This window comes from Stenotrophomonas sp. AN71 (assembly GCF_050435725.1).
GTDB lineage: Bacteria > Pseudomonadota > Gammaproteobacteria > Xanthomonadales > Xanthomonadaceae > Stenotrophomonas.
In genome coordinates, this window is the sequence record NZ_JBNDKU010000021.1 from 1 (window position 1) to 16,872 (window position 16,872).

Here is a 16,872-nt window from a genome sequence, read left to right on the forward strand (position 1 = left end):
CCTTTGGGCGGGGGGGGGGGGGGGGGGGGGGGGGGGGGGGCGGGGGGGGGGGGGGGGCGGGGGCCGGGGGGGGCCCCCCCCCGGCGCCCCCCCCCCCCCCCCCCCCCACTACCGGATGAGGCGGCTGACCGGCCGGTGAAGCCGTCTGTCGGAAAGGTGGCAGCGCACCCCGGAAACCCGGATAATGCACAAAAGCCGGACGGGCCTCCCCGTTCGGCTTTTTCCGTGTCTGGGCCTTCCATCGCCGGCCGCTCCCCGTTTGGAGCCGCCATCCAGGTGCTGGACAGCCCCGCTGCGGTTTACCCGTCCGCGGCCCCGATGGCCGCAACATATGAGGAGCCCGTCATGGGTCAGTCTGTCGTAGTGCTTGGTGCCCAGTGGGGCGATGAAGGCAAGGGCAAGATCGTCGATCTGCTCACTGAGGAAATCGGCGCCGTCGTGCGCTTCCAGGGCGGCCACAATGCCGGCCACACCCTGGTCATCAACGGCAAGAAGACCGTCCTGCACCTGATCCCGTCGGGCATCCTGCGTGACGATGCGCTGTGCCTGATCGGCAACGGCGTGGTGATCTCGCCGGCCGCACTGCAGAAGGAAATCGCCGAGCTGGAAACCTCCGGCGTGGAAGTGCGCTCGCGCCTGAAGATCTCCCCGGCCGCGCCGCTGATCATGCCGTACCACATCGCCCTGGACCAGGCGCGCGAGCGCGCTGCCGGTGGCAAGGCGATCGGCACCACCGGTCGCGGCATCGGCCCGGCCTACGAAGACAAGGTGGCGCGTCGCGGCATCCGCATCGCCGACCTGCACTACCCGAAGCAGCTGGAAGAGCTGCTGCGCACCGCGCTGGATTACCACAACTTCGTGCTGACCAAGTATCTGAACACCGATGCGGTCGATTTCCAGAAGACCTTCGACGAAGCGCTGGCGTTCGGTGAGTACGTGCAGCCGATGAAGTCCGACGTGGCCGGCATCCTGCACGACCTGCGCAAGCAGGGTAAGCGCGTGCTGTTCGAAGGCGCGCAGGGCGCGCTGCTGGACATCGATCACGGCACCTACCCGTACGTCACCAGCTCCAATACCACCGTCGGTGGCGCACTGGCCGGTTCCGGCGTCGGCGCCGATTCGATCGACTACGTGCTGGGCATTGCCAAGGCCTACGCCACCCGCGTCGGCGGCGGCCCGTTCCCGACCGAGCTGGACGATGAAATCGGCCAGGGCATCCGCGACCGCGGCGCCGAGTACGGTGCCTCGACCGGCCGCCCGCGTCGTTGCGGCTGGATGGACATCGTCGCGCTGAAGCGTGCCGTGGCCATCAACGGCATCAGCGGCCTGTGCATCACCAAGCTGGACGTGCTCGATGGCATGGAAAAGCTGAAGGTCTGCATCGCGTACGAATACAACGGCAAGCGCACCGAGTACGCGCCGCTGGATGCGCAGGGCTGGGAAGACTGCACCCCGGTGTACCTGGAGTTCCCGGGCTGGAGCGAGAACACCCACGGCATCACCAACTGGGATGACCTGCCGCCGGCCGCACGTGCCTACCTGCGTTCGCTGGAAGAGCTGGCCGGCTGCCCGATCAGCATCGTCTCCACCGGCCCGGACCGCGACCACACCATGGTCCTGCAGGATCCGTTCGCCTGAGGTAGCGCCGGGCCACGCCCGGCGTAGGTGACAGGAAGAGCCCCGCGAACGCGGGGCTTTTTCGTTACTGTGTGCGTAGTGACGGCGGGAGACGGATCGATGACCAGGATGTCAGCGTGAAGGGCGTGACCGTGGTACGGATCACGCTGTGGGTGCTCTGGAGTCTGTGGGGCGTCGCCTGCCTGGTGCTGGTGCTGGGTGCTGCTGCCAATGCCCTGGCTTCGCGCACGCAGACGGTGCCGTTGGCACTGAGTCCTGGCGCAACCGCCCAGATCACAGTCTACCGCCTCATCGATGATCGTCTGCGGTTGCGCCTGCGGTATGCCGGAGACGGTACAGAGGCTGATCCCGAGGTGCTGCTGCGCATCGATACTCCCACCGATCATGGAGACTTCCGTGCTGGGGAGCGTTCGGGAGTGGCCAGGCAGGGCATCAACCGCGCGCTGGTATCGGTTGAGTCCAGTGGCTTCACGGCGTCCTACTTTGGTTATGGCCGCGGCGATGCATTGCCACGCGGTCGCTCATGGCTACGGGTAACCGTGCTGGAGGTGGATCCGGCGCTGGCGGGCCGCCAGGCCGCTGTCGAGCTGCAGCCGCCATTGGACCTGTTGAAGCTGACCGACCTGGACTACCTGTGGCTGTGGCCGTTCTTCTTCTGGAAGATGGCTGCACTCTTCCTGCTGATTCCGGGGGGCGCGCTGGCGGTGTTCACTTTTGCGTTGCGGCGCTGGCAGCGTCGGGCATCAGCGCCGCCGACTTCAGCAAGGGATAAGGATTGATCGATTCTCCCTTCCACCATTGTTTTTCAGGGCCCAGCACATGTACCTCGAAATGCAGGTGCGGTGCTTCGGCACTGGCGTTGCCGGTGCTGCCCACGTAACCGATCACGTCTCCGCGCTTGATCACCTGCTTTTCGCTCAGGCCGTCGGCATAGCGCTGCAGATGCGCGTAGTAGTAGCACCAGCGTCCGCTGGGCTCGAACTGATAGATGGTCAGCCCACCGCGCTTGCTGTCGAAGAGTTTTTCCACCGTGCCATCGGCCACCGCCAGCACCGGCGTTCCCGTGTCGGCCATGATGTCGATCGCATCGTGCACGCGGCCCTCGCTGCGGGCATCGGTGAAGGTATCGCGCAGCTGCGAGGGCAGTACGCCCCGTACCGGCAGCAGCAGGTCACCCGATGCTGCGTCGACGCTGGCCGGCACCGGCGCGCGCGGCGCGGTCGCTTCCATCGCTGGCGTTGTTGCCACGGTGGGCTGCGTTTCAGGCGTGGACGTCGCAGAGGGTTCACCTGCGTCGCGGCGCAGCCACCAGCCCATCCCAACGCCCAGCAGCAGGCCCAGTACGATCAGTTGCGAAAGACGCATCGGCTCACTCCTGCATCACCACGGGGACGGAGGTATCCACCGCATCGGCCACGCGCAGCGCATCCCAGTTGGTCATGCGTACACAGCCATGCGATTCGGTCTTGCCGACATGGCCGGGCACCGGCGTTCCGTGCAGGCCGTAGTGGGGTTTGGACAGATCGATCCAGACCCTGCCCACCGGATTGTTCGGACCGGGCGGCAGCGTGGCCTTCTTCTCGCCCTTGCGGGCATCCCAGAACAGCTTGGGGTTGTAGTGGAATGGCGGGTCGCGATACACGCCGAGAATCTTCCATTCACCGATCGGCAGCGGATCGTGCTGGCTGCCGGACGAGACCGGCACCTGTGCGATCACCTTGCCCTGCGCATCCAGCAGCCGCAGCGTGGAGTCGGACTTGTCGACCACGATCTTCGCCGCCTTCGGCAACGCCCCGGGCGCGATGTTGGGTACCTGGATACGGTTGCCCACCTTGGCCAGATCGACGCCTGGGTTGAGCGCTTTCAGCAATGCCGGCGAAGCATGGAAACGCTCGCCGAGGGCTTCTTCGACGCTGCTGTAACCCAACGACTTCAGCTTCGCCTGCGCGGCAGGCTTCTTCGGAATGGCGACGAACGGTCCGGCCACGTCCTCGGCGGTCAGCGTATGGTTGGCCAGTGGTGCGACCGTATCGGCCTGCAGGGCTTTCCAGGTGCCGTCGTCCAGCTCTCCGCTTACTGTCAGGCCGTGGGCTGCCTGGAAGCCGGCCACTGCGCGGCGCTGGTTGCTGCCCACTTCACCGTCGATCTCGCCCGGGGAGAAATTGGCGCGATCCAGAAGCACCTGGGCATGCAGCGGCGAGCTGACCGCCGTGTCTGGCCCCGCTTTCTCCGCAATGGGCTCCGGCAACTGGGCCGGCGGCGGCACCTGCGCGAAGGCGGGCGACATCAGCAATGACAGGGCGAGAAGAGCGGGGCGGTGTACGGGCATGGACGTCTCCGGCAGATGGCAGCTCCACCCTGCCCGCAGAGGCTGCGCAGCCCCCGTGAAAGCAGCCTGATGCTGGCATGAGCAGAACAGCCCCGGCGGGGGGCTGGGCCTTGTCGCAGAAGCGCAGCGCGTGGCCTCACCAAGGTGAACGGCTGCCGACGACGGTGCGTGCTGCCGATCAAGAATGCCGGTGGCTCGGCCGATACGGGCGCATCCCCCCGTTTTGGATGTACCGATGAACTACTTGAGGAATGTCAGGGTTGCCTGGCGTCTTGGGCTGGGCTTTGGCCTGCTGTTGCTGCTGGTCGCTGCCGTGGTCACGACGGGCGCCACCGCCAGTGTCGTGCAGAAGCGCGCGATGCAGCAGGTGGTCGATATCAGCGTGGCCAAGGTGCGGCTGCTGTCGCAGATGCTCGATGCCAACAACCAGATGATGGTGGTGCGCCGCGAGATGCTGATCCGCCAGGGCGAAGACCGCGCCAGTGACGAAAAGCGCATCGCCGATCTGGTCAAGCGTTACGAGACCAGCTGGAGCGCCTACCAGGCGCTGCCGGGCGATGCCGAAAGCAAGGCGATGGGCGAGGCGATCGCCGTCAAGCGCGCGCTGGCGCGGCCGCTCAACAAGCAGACCAGCGACCTGATGGAGCAGGGCGATTACCCGGGCGCCGTGGCGCTGACCCTGGGCCCGGTGCAGGAAGCGGCCAACGGCTGGAACAAGGCGCTGTCCGACGGCGTGGACTTCGAGGAAAAGGAAAGCCGGACTGCCGCTGCCGAAGCCATCCGCCTCGGCGAGCGCAGCCTGCTGCAGCTGCTGGCGTTGGGCGCTGTCGCCCTGCTGGTGGGCATCGCTGCCTCGGTGATGATCGGGCGCAGCCTGACCGGCCCGCTGGCACGTGCGGTGAGCCTGGCCGAGCGACTGTCCAAGGGCCAGTTCGACCAGGAGTTCCGGCTGGGCGGCCGTGACGAATTGACCCAGCTGGGCGAGGCCATGGCCAGCGTGCGGCAGAGCGTGCAGGCGGCCATCGGCGCGCAGCTGCAGATGGCCGAACAGCACGAGGCCGGTGCAATCCGCTATCGCATGGATGCCAGCGCCTTCCCCGGCGACTTCGGGCGTATGGTGCAGGCCACCAACAGCCTGGTGGAATCGCACGTGCAGGTGGAGCTGCTGATGGCCGAGGTGATGCAGCGCTACGCCATCGGTGATCTCAGCCGCGATCTGCCGGAGTACCCGGGCGAGAAGGGCGCGCTGACCCGCACCCTTGCGGCAGTGAAGCAGAGCCTGATGGCGATCAACGCGCAGATCGACGAGCTGGCTCGCGCCGCACGTGCCGGTGATTTCAGCATGCGTGGCGATGCCGCCGCGTTCCAGTTCCAGTTCAAGGCGATGGTCGAGCACCTCAACGGCATGATGGCCAGTTCGCAGGCCAGCATCGCCGACGTCTCCGACGTGCTGCGCGCGATCTCGCACGGCGACCTGACCGCACGCATGGATGGCGAGTACGACGGCGTGTTCGCACGCATGCGCGACGATGCCAACGCCACCACCGCGCAGCTGACCGGTATCGTGCGCGGTATCCAGGTGGCCGCTGACAGCATCAACAATGCCGCGCAGGAACTGGCCGCCGGCAACAACGACCTGTCGCGCCGCACCGAGCAGCAGGCCGCCAACCTGGAAGAAGCTGCCGCGTCGATGGAGGAACTGACCTCGACCGTGCGCCAGAACGCCGAGCTGGCCCGTCAGGCCGACAGCGAAGCGCATGCTGCCGGCGCTGCCGTGCGCGAGACCGAACAGGCGATGGCCCAGATGGCTGCGGTGATGGGCGAGATTGACGGTTCTTCCGCGCGCATCTCGGAAATCTCGACCGTGATCGATGGCATTGCCTTCCAGACCAACATTCTGGCGTTGAATGCTGCGGTTGAAGCCGCACGTGCCGGTGAACAGGGCCGTGGTTTCGCCGTGGTTGCCAGCGAGGTGCGCACGCTCGCGCAGCGTGCCGGCGTGGCAGCGAAGGAGATCAAGGAGCTGATCGAAGACGCAGCAGCCAAGGTGCGCAGCGGCCTGGTGGTCACCGTCGAATCCGAAGCGGCGATCGCGCGCGTGGCCCAGGCCAGCGCCCGCACCACCCAGCTGATGAGTGACATCGCCGCGGCCAGCAAGGAGCAGGCGGCCGGTATCGAGCAGGTCAACCAGGTGGTGGTACAGATGGACCAGGTGACCCAGCAGAACGCCGCACTGGTGGAAGAAGCCACCGCTGCCAGCCGCGCGCTGGAAGAGCAGGCGCATGCACTGACCACCTCGGTGGCGGTGTTCAAGGTAGAAGGCACAGCGGCTCCGGCCGCGCCGCGTCGCGCAGCCTGAGCAGACTGCTGCCGGCGTAGCGACGGTAATACGGCCGCCCTGAGCGGCCGTATTACCGTTGCCCTCTCAGGCAGGTGGGAAAATCGCCATCATTGCTTCAGGACGTTGCCCAGCAGCGCTCCCAGCAAGTACAGCACGCCCAGCGTGGGAGGAATCACCAGAAGGTAGACGGTCGTCCAGGTCTTGCCGGAAAGCCAGCTTCCCATGCCGATGGCGTCGAGTGCTGCGGTCTGCAGCATCACCGGCAGCTGCATGAGGATATAGGCGCTTTTGGGGTCGCTGTTGCCCTGGGCATCGAGCACCAGCCAGGCGGTCAGCGCGAGATAGAGTATGCACACGGCAATGCCGGTCCAGCTGAGCCAGCGTGGCTTGCGCATGCCGCGTTCTCCATTCCATCGGGGCTGCCAGCGTAGCGTCGCGTGCGCCGGCGCGCACTTCCTTGGGCCGAGCCAATGGGTGAAGCTACGCGGTAGGGAGCCGTGCGAAGCGGTTTGAAGAGTGATCGATGTGACGAATGTCTTGATGCTGCCGGTCGTGATGCTGCCAGGCCTGGATGGCACCGGCCTGTTGTCGGCACACTTCGTGGAAGCGATGCAGGCGCGAGGCCAGCAGATGCAGGTGCTGCCGCTGCCCCTGCAGGGGCCACAGGACTACGCCACGCTGGCGTCGATCCTGGGTCCGCAGCTTCCGGCATCTCCTTTTGTGCTGCTGGCCGAATCGTTCGCCGGGCCACTGGCCATCGAACTGGCGGCGGCCGGCCTGCCCGGATTGCGTGGGTTGATATTGAGTACGACCTTCGCGCGCCGGCCGGTGCCGCTGCCTGCGGCGAGCGCGCGGATGCTGGCCCCGGCGTGGCCACTGCCGCCACTTGCCTTGATGGCCCGGCTGCTGCTGGGGCAATGGCGGACGCGCGCGAACCTGCGCGAGCTGGGTCAGGCAATCACGCAGGTGCCGGCCGCAATCCTGCGCCAGCGCGCTGCGACGACGCTGCAGGTGGATGTTCGTGCACTGCTGCCGGAACTCGTGCTGCCAACGCTGTGCCTGCATGGGCGACAGGACCGCCTGCTGTGGCCGCCCAGCGTGGCCGAGCTGCAGGCGTTGTTGCCGGACGCGCGCCATGTGTCGCTGGAGGGACCACATCTGCTGCTGCAGGCACGCGCTGACGCAGCTGCGGCCGAAGTTGCCGCGTGGATGAGGACGCTGCGGCTCTGATCGACAGGCTCAGCCGCGTGCACGGGGATGTGCTGCCTTCTTCGCCGCCACCTTGCGCCCGCTGCCACTGCGCTTGCCGCCGCCATCCTGCTTGTTCACCGTGGCCCAGGCAATGCGCTCGGCCGTACCTTCGCTGGCACCGCGCGCGCGTTCGCTGTCCTCGATGTGCTCGGCCTGGCGCTTCTGCTTTTCGGTATAGGCAGACTTGTCACCGCGGGGCATGGCCGGTTCTCCGGTGGGGACGGGTCCCCACGGTGGGCCTGGCGGCGTTAAGCGCAAGTCCCGCAAGGGTGATCGCACCGGCAAGGGGCCTCGGCTATGCTTGCCGCATGCGAGTCGAGCCCGCCGACATCGAAGCCCTGTTCGACGCCATCCCGGATGTGTTGTTTTTCATCAAGGACCGCCAGGGCCGTTACACCCACGTCAACCAGACCATGCTGCGGCGGCTGGGACTGCGCGCGCGCAAGGACGTGATCGGGCGTACCGCCGCCGAAATCTACCCGACCGGGCTCAGCGCGGACTACGTCGACCAGGACGCGCGCGTGCTGTCCGGAGAGGTGATCGAGAACCTGATGGAGCTGCACCTGTTCGCCAACCGCGAGCCGGGCTGGTGCCTGACCTGCAAGCGTCCGCTGGTGGTCGACGGTGCGATCGAGGGCCTGATCGGCATTTCCCGCGACCTCGGCCAGAAGGACAGCCTGGGCAGCCAGTACGAACAGCTGCGGCTGGCCCTGGCCCACCTCAACGCGCACTACGCTGAGAACGTGCGCATGCAGACCCTGCTGGACATCACCGGCTTCTCGCTGTCCAAGCTGGAGCGCAGTTTCCGCAAGGTGTTCCAGATGACCCCACAGCAGGTGCTGACCCGGCTGCGGATCCAGATGGCCATGCATCTGCTGCATGGCGACGACAGCATCGCCTGCATCGGCCAGGCCTGCGGTTTCAGCGACCAGAGTGCCTTTACCCGCAAGTTCAAGGCTGAAACCGGTTTCTCGCCGCGTGCCTACCGTGCCCGGATTGGTGGGGTTGTCGGCGAGCCTGCGCTGGCCTGAGCCGCCTGCTGCGCTGTGCCTATCCCCATGGGTGCGGGACGAGGTAAGGTGTCGCCCCTGTAGCCCGCCGCCAGCCCCGCCGATGCCCAACTCGATTCCGACCGCCTCGCCGTCCCGCCTCGGACATTCGCTCAAGCCCCGTCAGCTGATCATGATGGGCCTGGGCAGCGCCATCGGTGCCGGCCTGTTCCTGGGGTCGGGCGTGGGCGTGCAGGCGGCCGGTCCGGCGGTGCTGGTGTCCTATCTGGTGGCCGGTGCGCTGGTGATCATCGTGATGAACGCGCTGGGCGAGATGGCGGCGGCCAAACCGACCAGCGGCGCGTTTTCGGTGTATGCGGCCGATGCCATGGGAGCCACGGCGGGCGCCACCGTCGGTTGGTTGTGGTGGGTGCAGCTGGTGATCGTGATCGCCGCCGAAGCGGTCGGCGCGGCCGGCCTGCTGGCCACCGTGTGGCCGGCGGTGCCGGTGCCGTTGGCGGCGTTGGCCTTCATGCTGTTCTTCACCGCCATCAATCTGCTCGGGGTGAAGAACTTCGGCGAATTCGAATTCTGGTTCGCCATCCTCAAGGTGGCGGCGATTCTGGCCTTCATCGCCATCGGTGTCGCGCTGCTGATGGGGTGGCTGCCCCAGGTGGCTTCGCCGGGCCTGAGCAACTTCACCGAACACGGTGGCTTTGCGCCCAAGGGCCTGGCCGGCATCGGCGCCGCGCTGCTGGTCGTGGTATTCGCCTTCGGCGGCACCGAGATCGTGGCCGTGGCCGCGGCCGAAACCGAAGATCCCGAGCGCAGCATCGCCCGCGCCATCCGCACGGTGGCCTGGCGCATCCTGGTGTTCTACATCGGCTCGCTGAGCGTGATCATCGCGGTGGTGCCGTGGACCAGCGAGGCGCTGAAGTCGCCGTTCGCTGCGGTGCTGGACATCGCGCGCATCCCCGGCGCGGGCACGGCGATCACCTTGATCGCGGTGATCGCGCTGCTGTCGGCGCTCAATGCGAATCTCTACGGTGCCTCACGCATGATGTTCTCGCTTGCACAGCGCCGCGAGGCCCCGGCCGTGCTCGGCTGGACCGACCCGCGGCAGGTGCCGGTGGTCGCCGTGCTGGCCAGCGTGCTGTTCGGCTTCGCGGCCACGGTGATGGAATTGCTGTTCCCGGACCGCGTGTTGCCGGTGCTGCTCAACATCGTCGGTTCCACCTGCCTGCTGGTATGGACGCTGTCGCTGGTCTCGCAGCTGGTGCTGCGCCGTCGCGCGGATCGTCTGGGTACCCGCCTGCCGTTCCGCATGGCCGGCTTCCCGTGGCTGACCGTCTGTGCGCTGGCAATCCTGGCGTTGATCTTCGGTCTGCTGCTGAGCGAGTCGCATACCCGCCTGCAGTTCCTGTCGATGGTGGCGCTGACGGCCACCATCGCAGCGGGTAGCGCGATCGCCCGGCGCCTGCGCGAGGCGTGACCGGCGTTGCCGGCCAGCGGCCGGCACTACCACGGGGGCTGCACATCAGGCGTGCGATGCTGATCCGGTGGGCCGTCATCGGCCCGTCGAACAGGAGTACCGCATGCTGCGCAGCCGTCCCTTCCTGATGTTCACCGGCCAGGCTGAGGCCGCCCTGGCCCTGTACGCCGATGCGTTCGCCGACTTCCGCCTGCTGGCCCTGCAGCGCCACCCGGAGGGGCCCGGCGCGGGCGTGGCCGGGCAGGTACGCCAGGCGATCTTCCTGCTCGGCGGCACCCACTACCTGTGCTTCGACAGCCTGGACGTGCACGACTTCACCTTCACGCCTTCGATCTCGCTGTTCGTGGAGTGCTCCGGCGCCGAGCAGTTCGAGCGTGCGGCACGCGTGCTGGGCGAAGGCGGCCATTGGCTGATGCCGGTGGGCGATTATGATTTCAGCAACCGCTACGGCTGGGTGCAGGATCGCTTCGGCGTGTCGTGGCAGCTGAGCTTGGGGCAGATGCCCGACCCGTGATCGGATTATTGTGGGTGTGGACCGATCATTGTGGGTGTGGACCTTGGTCCACACGCCCTTGAAAAAACGGCCCGCTTGCGCGGGCCGTTTTCATTTCCGATGGATCAAAGGCTTACGCCTCGACTTCATCGTCCTTGTAGGCATCGACCGGGATGCAGGCACACATCACGTTCTTGTCGCCGTACACGTTGTCGACGCGGGCCACCGGAGGCCAGTACTTGCTCTGCTTCAGGCTGGCCAGGGGGAAGGCGGCCAGTTCGCGCGGGTAGGCGTGGGTCCACTCGCTGGCGGTCACCGCGGTGGCGGTGTGCGGTGCGTTCTTCAGCGGATTGTCCTCGCGGTCCAGGCGGCCGTCTTCGATCGCGGTGATCTCGTCGCGGATCTGGATCATCGCGTTGATGAAGCGGTCCAGCTCGTGCAGCGATTCGCTCTCGGTCGGCTCGACCATCAGCGTACCGGCCACCGGGAAGCTCAGGGTCGGGGCGTGGAAGCCGAAGTCGATCAGGCGCTTGGCCACGTCTTCGGCGCCGATGCCGCTGGTCTTCTCCAGCGGACGCACGTCGAGGATGCACTCATGCGCCACCAGGCCGTTGCGGCCGGTGTACAGGGTCTTGAAGTGCGGGGCCAGGCGCTTGGCGATGTAGTTGGCGTTGAGCTGCGCGACCTGGGTGGCCTTGCGCAGGCCGTCGCGGCCCATCATCGCGATGTACATCCAGCTGATCGGCAGGATCGAGGCGCTGCCGAAGCTGGCTGCGCTGACCATGCCGACCGGGCCGTTGTCACCCAGCTTGCCCGGCAGGAACGGCGCCAGGTGCTCCTTGACCGCGCACGGGCCAACGCCCGGGCCACCGCCGCCGTGCGGGATGCAGAAGGTCTTGTGCAGGTTCAGGTGCGAAACGTCCGAACCCCACTTGCCCGGCTTGGCCACGCCGACCAGGGCGTTCATGTTGGCGCCGTCGGTGTACACCTGGCCACCGTGCTGGTGGATGATCTCGCAGATCTCGACCACTTCTTCCTCGAACACGCCATGCGTGGAGGGGTAGGTGATCATGATCGCGGCCAGTCGGTCGCTGTACTTCTCGGCGTTGAGGCGGATGTCCTCGACATCGACGTTGCCGTTGGCGTCGGTCTTGGTCACCACCACCTTCATGCCGCACATCTGCGCCGAGGCCGGGTTGGTGCCGTGCGCCGAATCCGGGATCAGGCAGATGTCGCGGTGGCCTTCACCGCGCGAGCGATGGTAGGCACGGATCGCCAGCAGGCCGGCGTACTCGCCCTGCGCGCCGGAATTGGGCTGCAGGCTGACCGCGTCGTAGCCAGTGCATTCGACCAGCATCGCTTCCAGGGTGTCGATCAGTTCCTTGTAGCCCAGCGTCTGGTCGGCCGGTGCCAGCGGGTGGATCTGCGAGAACTCCGGCCAGGTCACCGGGATCATCTCGGCGGTGGCGTTGAGCTTCATCGTGCACGAGCCCAGCGGGATCATCGTGCGGTCCATCGCCAGGTCCTTGTCGGCCAGCGAACGCAGGTAGCGCAGCAGTTCGTGCTCGCTGTGGTGGGTGTTGAACACCGGGTGGGCCAGGAACGCGGACTGGCGCAGCAGGCCGGCCGGCAGCGCGTCGGAGGTGCTGGCATCCAGCGCGTCGATATCGGCCTTGGCGCCGAACACGGCGGCCAACGCGACCACGTCGGCGCGGGTGGTGGTTTCGTCCAGGCTGATGCCGATCGAATCGCTGTCGATCGCACGCAGGTTGTAACCAGCGGCACGGGCCTTGGCGTGGATCTCATCGGCATGCACGCCGGTGACATGCAGGGTGTCGAAGAAGTCGCCACCGACCTGCACGCCGGCACTGCGCAGCGCCGCGGCCAGGATCGAGGCCAGGCGATGGGTGCGGCGGGCGATGCGGGTCAAGCCTTCCGGGCCGTGGTAGACGGCATACATCGAGGCCATCACCGCCAGCAGCACCTGTGCGGTACAGATGTTGGAGGTGGCCTTCTCGCGGCGGATGTGCTGCTCGCGGGTCTGCAGGGTCAGGCGGTACGCCGGATTGCCCTGGGCATCGATCGAGACACCGATCAGGCGGCCCGGCATCGAACGCTTGTAGGCGTCACGGCAGGCCATGAAGGCGGCATGGGGGCCACCAAAGCCGAACGGCACGCCGAAACGCTGGCTGTTGCCGACCACGATGTCCGCACCCCATTCGCCCGGGGCGGCCAGCAGAGTCAGCGCCAGCAGGTCGGTGGCCACGGCCACCAGGCCACCGCGTGCGTGCACGGCATCGACCAGTGCCTTGTAGTCGCCGACCTGGCCGAAGGTGTCCGGGTACTGCAGCAGCAGGCCGAAGGCTTCCGCTTCCAGTGCTTCAGCCGGGGTGCCGACGCGCAGCACGATGCCCATGGGCTCGGCGCGGGTACGCAGCAGTTCCAGCGTCTGCGGGTGCACCGCGTCGTGCACGAAGAAGGTGTCCGATTTCGACTTGGCCGAACGCTTGGCCAGGGTCATCGCTTCAGCAGCGGCGGTGGCTTCGTCCAGCAGCGAGGCGTTGGCGATTTCCATGCCGGTCAGGTCGGCGCACAGGGTCTGGAAGTTGATCAGCGCTTCCATGCGGCCCTGCGAGATCTCCGCCTGGTACGGGGTATAGGCGGTGTACCAGGCCGGGTTTTCCAGGATGTTGCGCAGGATCACGTTCGGCGTGTGGGTGCCGTAGTAGCCCTGGCCGATGAAGCTGCGCAGCACGGTGTTCTTGTCGGCGATCGCGCGGATCTTCGCCAGTGCCTGCACCTCGGTCATCGATTCCGGCAACGCCAGCGGTGCCGGCGATTTGATCTTGGCCGGCACGATGGCATCGGTCATCGCATCCAGCGAGGCGTGGCCGACGACATCGAGCATCTGCGCGATCTCGGCATCGTTGGGGCCGATGTGGCGCTCGACGAACGCGTTGTGGTGCTCGAGCTCACGCAGGGAAGGGGTGTTCTGGGACATGGCGAAGGATCCGTCAGGAAAGGGCACACGCACGGGCACAAGCCGCCGGTCGGCGGTCTGCGGGGCGCCCCTCTGTCCTTTTGCCTGAGAGTTTAAAAGCGCGGAAAACCGCGGCTTCGTGCCCCTTCGGCGCCGGATCGAACCGGTCTCTCCAGAGTTGTGTTACGGGTGGTATCGGGCCTGAGCGATTACGGGCGTTGCGCCTTCGGCAGCGGTGTTCCGCTTCTCCCACCGTGTTGCCCGCCAATTATAGCCCGTCGTGGGGCCGTGGGCCGCCTCCGTATGGGGCGGCGCGCCTGAATGGCCGATGGCCCAGCCGTGCGTTCTGTGCAGTGGTGCATGGCATCGGGCGCAGTCCCCACCTATGATGGGCGGATACCCGAATTCATCTGGCGCCGCCCCTGCTGAAGGGGGACCGGCGCCCGCCGTGCGTGCCACGCATGGCCCTGCCGGACGCCTTCTACATGACTGCCGCTGTTGCTCCCTCCACCCGTCGCATGGCCCTGCTGCTTGCCGGCCTGGCCATGTTCGGTCCGTTCTCGATCGATACCATTTTCCCGGCCTTCCCGCAGCTGGCCCAGCGCCTGGCCGTGGACGAGGTGGCGGTGCAGCAGACCATCAGCGTGTACCTGCTGTTCTACGGTCTGATGAGCCTGGCGCATGGCCCGTTGTCCGATGCCTGGGGCCGCAAGCGGGTGATTCTGGGCGGGCTGGTCCTGTTCGTCGGCGCCTCGGTGGGCTGCGCACTGTCCACCGACCTTTCCACGTTGCTGGCATTCCGCGCGCTGCAGGGCCTGTCGGCGGGCGTGGGCATGATCGTTGGCCGCGCGGTCATCCGCGATCTGTACCACGGCCATGACGCACAGCGGCTGATGAGCCAGGTGTCGATGCTGTTCGGCATCGCCCCGGCGATCGCACCGATCATCGGCGGCTGGATTCTGCTCAGTGGTGCCGGCTGGCCGCTGATCTTCTGGTTCCTGGTGGTGTTCGCGCTGGTGCTGCTGGCCGCCACCGCGCGTTTCCTGCCGGAAACCCATCCCGAGCACGCGCGGGTGCCCTTGTCGCCGCGCGCGCTGCTGCGCGATTACGTGCGCATCGGCTTCAATCCGCGCTTCCTGCGCCTGGCGCTGGCCGGCAGCATCGGCTTTGGTGGCGTCTTCCTCTACATCTCCTCTGCCCCGGTGTTCGTGATGCAGCACCTGCACCTGGGCGAGGGCGGCTTCGCCTGGCTGTTCATCCCGACCATCGGCGGCATGACCACCGGCTCGTTCCTGTCCGGGCGCATGGCCGGGCATACCACGCCAACGCGCCAGGTCGCCATCGGTTTTGGTTTGTGCGCGGTGTCGGTACTACTGAATGTCGGCTACGTCGCGCTGTCCCCGCAGTTCGTGCTGCCCTGGGCGGTGCTGCCGATCTTCCTCGGCGGCATGGGCATGGCGCTGATCTTCCCGATCCTGGCGCTGGCGGTGCTGGACATGTACCCGCAGCAGCGTGGTCTGGCCTCGTCGCTGCAGGCGTTCGTGCAGCTGATGATCAGCACCGTGGTGGCTGGCGTTGTGTCGCCGCTGCTCAGTGCCAGTCCGCTGCACCTGGCGCTGGGCCAGGCCGCGTTCTTCGGTGCCGGTTTCGTGTTCTGGTACTGGGAACACCAGCGCGAGCGCGCGGCGCAGGCAGCCTGCACGGGCCATTGAGCAGTGCGCACGGGTAGGGCGGCGCGCTGCGCCCGCGCCCCTTGCGGCTGGCAACGACCGGATTAGGCTGGGCACTCCAGCCAGCCGGTACGTGGATGCACGACAGCCAGCCGATCCGATGTCGATGCATGAGGTTCCCGCATGGCTGCGCAGCAGACCTACCGCCTGTTCGAGGTGGCGCTGAAGGAGCGCCGCGTTCTTTCCCCTTCCCTGGACCGCATGGTGTTCACCGGCGCCGATGTGGCGCGGATGAAGACTGAAGGGCCCGACCAGCGCATCAAGGTGTTTTTCCCCTTGCCCGGTCAGGACGCACCGCAGGTGCCTAGTGGCGAAGACTGGTACCCGCGCTACCGGGCCTTGCCCGATGACCTGCGGCCGCCGATGCGCACCTACACGATTCGGCAGTTGCGAGCGGAACAGTGCGAGGTCGATGTGGATTTTGTCCTGCATGGCGAGACCGGGCCGGCGTCGCGCTGGGCAACGCATGCGCGGCCAGGCGACCGCGTGCTGTTGCTGGCCCCCGATGCCGAGTGTGCAGACAGCAGCGAGGGTTGGGAGTGGAAGCCACCGGCGGGCGTCGGCCAGGTATTGCTGGTTGCCGACGAAACCGCGTTGCCGGCGGTGGCCGGCATCCTCGAGGAGCTGGCCGGCCTGGCCGATCCGCCGCGCACTCTGGCGCTGCTGGAAGTCGCCCAGGGCGGCGACGCCGTGCCCTTGAAGGCGCCCGCCACGGCCGAGCTGGTCTGGTTGCCGCGTGGACAGGCGCCTTACGGCCAGCCGCTGCTGCAGGCGATTCAGTCACGCCTTGCAGCGGCCTCGACCGTGGCCGCCGGTGATGAGCTGGAGGAGATCGATGTCGACGTGCAGATCCTGTGGGAGCAGGCCGATGCCGGCGTGGCCGGGCCGCTGTATGCCTGGGTGGCAGGCGAGGCCGGGGCGGTGATGGCGATCCGTCGCCATCTGGTCCGCGACTGCGGGCTGGACCGGCGCGCGATCACCTTCATGGGCTACTGGCGGCACGGCAAAGTGCTGGACTGAGGGGGTGTGAAGCGGTGTGGCGGGCGGGGTGCGCTATCCTTGCGCCCCCCTCGCCGCGGTACCGCACCATGTCCACCAGCTCCAAGACCCGCCGCGACCAGCGCCGTCGCCAGGAAAAGCAGGCCGCCAACAAGGCCGCTGCCCAGGCCTCGCCGGTGGAGGCGCATGCGGAACTGCGCGATGCACAGCGCACCTTGCTGGCCGGTGTCGTACGCCGCGACGGCGAATGGGTGCTGGGTATGGATGGCCGCATTGCCGGCCACAGCGAGAGCGCTGCGCAGGTGCTGGCGCTGATCATGCAGGCCGGTGAACTGCACGAGAGGCAGGGCACACCAGTGCGCTTGATCTATTCGGATGCACTGCGCGATGCGGCGCAGGCCGAAGCCAACGAGAAGGGCCAGACCTTCGAGGAATTCAAAGCCGAGTTGTCTGCAGCGATGGCGGCGAAGAAGGACAGCTGACGGACACTCGGTAGAGCCGGGGGGGGGGGGGGGGCCCCGGGCGGGGCCCCCCCCGGGGGGCGGGGGGGGGGGCGTTTGGTTCGAACCATTTGGTGGCCCCCACAAACCCCCCACCCCCCCCCCCCCCCGGGCGGGCCGGGCCCCCGCG

Annotated in this window: 14 protein-coding genes, 1 pseudogene and 1 riboswitch; of the genes and pseudogenes, 10 read left to right on the forward strand and 5 right to left on the reverse strand. The window is 67.3% G+C overall.

From position 1 onward, the window contains the following. Nucleotides 1–345: 345 nt before the first annotated feature. Both ABH900_RS20065 and ABH900_RS20070 read left to right on the forward strand, forming a co-directional pair. Entirely contained in the window at nt 346–1,638 is a 1,293-nt protein-coding gene (locus ABH900_RS20065; protein WP_313179764.1) for an adenylosuccinate synthase, read from the forward strand. A 116-nt stretch (nt 1,639–1,754) separates the two neighbouring features. Then, nucleotides 1,755–2,417, forward strand: a complete 663-nt coding sequence (locus tag ABH900_RS20070; RefSeq protein WP_429624990.1) for a hypothetical protein — start codon at nt 1,755–1,757, stop codon at nt 2,415–2,417. Here ABH900_RS20070 and ABH900_RS20075 read toward each other — a convergent pair. Together ABH900_RS20075 and ABH900_RS20080 are read right to left on the reverse strand one after the other, a co-directional pair. Continuing rightward, nucleotides 2,347–3,003, reverse strand: coding sequence for a M23 family metallopeptidase (locus ABH900_RS20075; RefSeq protein ID WP_429624992.1), 657 nt, complete (start codon nt 3,001–3,003; stop codon nt 2,347–2,349). The two genes, ABH900_RS20070 and ABH900_RS20075, sit on opposite strands and share 71 nt — an antisense overlap. 4 nt (nt 3,004–3,007) lie before the next feature. Next, a complete protein-coding gene (locus ABH900_RS20080) occupies nt 3,008–3,967 on the reverse strand; it encodes a L,D-transpeptidase family protein (protein WP_429624994.1) in 960 nt (319 codons plus the stop codon). Nucleotides 3,968–4,202: 235 nt separating this feature from the next. Here ABH900_RS20080 and ABH900_RS20085 point away from each other — a divergent pair, with 235 nt between their 5' ends. Then, nucleotides 4,203–6,326 (forward strand): methyl-accepting chemotaxis protein, encoded by a 2,124-nt coding sequence (locus ABH900_RS20085; protein WP_429624996.1) that lies wholly within the window; start codon nt 4,203–4,205, stop codon nt 6,324–6,326. An 89-nt stretch (nt 6,327–6,415) separates the two neighbouring features. Here the strand turns inward: ABH900_RS20085 and ABH900_RS20090 are convergent, their stop codons facing one another. Then, on the reverse strand, nt 6,416–6,703 hold the full coding sequence (locus ABH900_RS20090; protein WP_429624998.1) for a hypothetical protein: 288 nt from the start codon (nt 6,701–6,703) through the stop codon (nt 6,416–6,418). A 145-nt stretch (nt 6,704–6,848) separates the two neighbouring features. Between ABH900_RS20090 and ABH900_RS20095 the strand changes: the two genes are divergently transcribed. After that, a complete protein-coding gene (locus ABH900_RS20095) occupies nt 6,849–7,538 on the forward strand; it encodes an alpha/beta fold hydrolase (RefSeq protein WP_429625000.1) in 690 nt (229 codons plus the stop codon). Nucleotides 7,539–7,568: 30 nt separating this feature from the next. Here the strand turns inward: ABH900_RS20095 and ABH900_RS20100 are convergent. Further along, nucleotides 7,569–7,760, reverse strand: a pseudogene (locus tag ABH900_RS20100) (hypothetical protein); the annotation flags it as partial. A 107-nt stretch (nt 7,761–7,867) separates the two neighbouring features. Here ABH900_RS20100 and ABH900_RS20105 point away from each other — a divergent pair. The 3 genes from ABH900_RS20105 (at nt 7,868) to ABH900_RS20115 (ending at nt 10,554) form a co-directional block, all read left to right on the forward strand. Continuing rightward, the gene (locus ABH900_RS20105; protein ID WP_429625002.1) at nt 7,868–8,590 is read left to right on the forward strand and encodes a helix-turn-helix domain-containing protein; all 723 of its coding nucleotides are present in this window, start codon (nt 7,868–7,870) and stop codon (nt 8,588–8,590) included. Nucleotides 8,591–8,672: 82 nt separating this feature from the next. Continuing rightward, the gene (locus ABH900_RS20110) at nt 8,673–10,040 is read left to right on the forward strand and encodes an amino acid permease (RefSeq protein ID WP_429625004.1); all 1,368 of its coding nucleotides are present in this window, start codon (nt 8,673–8,675) and stop codon (nt 10,038–10,040) included. Between the two features lie 103 nt (nt 10,041–10,143). Further along, on the forward strand, nt 10,144–10,554 hold the full coding sequence (locus ABH900_RS20115) for a VOC family protein (protein ID WP_429625006.1): 411 nt from the start codon (nt 10,144–10,146) through the stop codon (nt 10,552–10,554). A 112-nt stretch (nt 10,555–10,666) separates the two neighbouring features. On the opposite strand, the gene gcvP is transcribed toward ABH900_RS20115, so the two are convergent. Further along, nucleotides 10,667–13,534 carry an aminomethyl-transferring glycine dehydrogenase gene (gene gcvP / locus ABH900_RS20120; protein WP_429625008.1) on the reverse strand — a complete coding sequence of 956 codons (2,868 nt, stop codon included), beginning with the start codon at nt 13,532–13,534 and terminating at the stop codon, nt 10,667–10,669. A gap of 62 nt (nt 13,535–13,596) precedes the next feature. Further along, a riboswitch (glycine riboswitch) is annotated at nt 13,597–13,699 on the reverse strand. 299 nt (nt 13,700–13,998) lie between these two features. Between gcvP and ABH900_RS20125 the strand changes: the two genes are divergently transcribed. The 3 genes from ABH900_RS20125 to ABH900_RS20135 all read left to right on the forward strand — a co-directional run bounded on the left by ABH900_RS20125 (nt 13,999) and on the right by ABH900_RS20135 (nt 16,724). Beyond that, the gene (locus ABH900_RS20125) at nt 13,999–15,225 is read left to right on the forward strand and encodes a multidrug effflux MFS transporter (RefSeq protein ID WP_429625009.1); all 1,227 of its coding nucleotides are present in this window, start codon (nt 13,999–14,001) and stop codon (nt 15,223–15,225) included. A 141-nt stretch (nt 15,226–15,366) separates the two neighbouring features. Then, a complete protein-coding gene (locus tag ABH900_RS20130; RefSeq protein ID WP_429625011.1) occupies nt 15,367–16,263 on the forward strand; it encodes a siderophore-interacting protein in 897 nt (298 codons plus the stop codon). A gap of 68 nt (nt 16,264–16,331) precedes the next feature. Further along, nucleotides 16,332–16,724, forward strand: coding sequence for a hypothetical protein (locus tag ABH900_RS20135; RefSeq protein WP_429625013.1), 393 nt, complete (start codon nt 16,332–16,334; stop codon nt 16,722–16,724). Nucleotides 16,725–16,872 lie beyond the last annotated feature (148 nt).

Excerpts from the sequence above, each read along its gene's own strand:
- ABH900_RS20105 (WP_429625002.1), top strand. The coding sequence starts at position 7,868 with ATGCGAGTCGAGCCCGCCGACATCGAAGCCCTGTTCGACGCCATCCCG.
- ABH900_RS20135 (WP_429625013.1), top strand. The coding sequence starts at position 16,332 with ATGTCCACCAGCTCCAAGACCCGCCGCGACCAGCGCCGTCGCCAGGAA.
- ABH900_RS20125 (WP_429625009.1), top strand. The coding sequence starts at position 13,999 with ATGACTGCCGCTGTTGCTCCCTCCACCCGTCGCATGGCCCTGCTGCTT.
- ABH900_RS20090 (WP_429624998.1), bottom strand. The coding sequence starts at position 6,703 with ATGCGCAAGCCACGCTGGCTCAGCTGGACCGGCATTGCCGTGTGCATA.
- ABH900_RS20075 (WP_429624992.1), bottom strand. The coding sequence starts at position 3,003 with ATGCGTCTTTCGCAACTGATCGTACTGGGCCTGCTGCTGGGCGTTGGG.
- ABH900_RS20065 (WP_313179764.1), top strand. The coding sequence starts at position 346 with ATGGGTCAGTCTGTCGTAGTGCTTGGTGCCCAGTGGGGCGATGAAGGC.
- ABH900_RS20095 (WP_429625000.1), top strand. The coding sequence starts at position 6,849 with ATGCTGCCGGTCGTGATGCTGCCAGGCCTGGATGGCACCGGCCTGTTG.
- ABH900_RS20110 (WP_429625004.1), top strand. The coding sequence starts at position 8,673 with ATGCCCAACTCGATTCCGACCGCCTCGCCGTCCCGCCTCGGACATTCG.
- ABH900_RS20080 (WP_429624994.1), bottom strand. The coding sequence starts at position 3,967 with ATGCCCGTACACCGCCCCGCTCTTCTCGCCCTGTCATTGCTGATGTCG.
- ABH900_RS20115 (WP_429625006.1), top strand. The coding sequence starts at position 10,144 with ATGCTGCGCAGCCGTCCCTTCCTGATGTTCACCGGCCAGGCTGAGGCC.
- ABH900_RS20085 (WP_429624996.1), top strand. The coding sequence starts at position 4,203 with ATGAACTACTTGAGGAATGTCAGGGTTGCCTGGCGTCTTGGGCTGGGC.
- ABH900_RS20130 (WP_429625011.1), top strand. The coding sequence starts at position 15,367 with ATGGCTGCGCAGCAGACCTACCGCCTGTTCGAGGTGGCGCTGAAGGAG.
- gcvP (WP_429625008.1), bottom strand. The coding sequence starts at position 13,534 with ATGTCCCAGAACACCCCTTCCCTGCGTGAGCTCGAGCACCACAACGCG.